The 433-nt window shown below is 33.0% G+C and carries 1 pseudogene; it reads right to left on the minus strand.

What is annotated here, in order from left to right:
- Positions 1-199 precede the first annotated feature (199 nt).
- Positions 200-433: pseudogene (locus ETC05_RS17445) on the minus strand (excinuclease ABC subunit C); the annotation flags it as partial.

Raw genomic sequence — 433 nt, forward strand, 5'->3', positions numbered from 1 at the left:
CAAATACACACTGTACGATCACCAAACTGCATGTCGAACAATGTAACATTTGGATTCGATATTTAAAATTGCTTGTGATGATAAACTTTCTCATTTAGAAAACGCTTCCACGTACATTCAAAAAAATAACTTTGTTAACCATATTGTAACATTATTTCATATATTTTGGGGCATGAGAATGATTCTCACGCCCAGTAATTTATTTATGCAATTGTTCATGTAGGTTCTTTGCGACGTTTTCAGGAATACCTATATTGTTAAAATCTTCAAGTGTAGCTTCCTTCATTTTCTTGATTGAACCGAATGAACGCAATAATAATGTTTTACGTTTGTTACCGATACCATCTATATCATCAAGTATTGATTTCAAGCCTGTCTTTTGACGTGTTTGTCTATGAAATGTGATTGCGAATCTGTGAACCTCATCTTGGAT

The sequence above is a fragment of the Geobacillus sp. BMUD genome, from assembly GCF_013096845.1.
GTDB classification, from domain to species: Bacteria; Bacillota; Bacilli; order Bacillales; family Anoxybacillaceae; genus Geobacillus; species Geobacillus vulcani.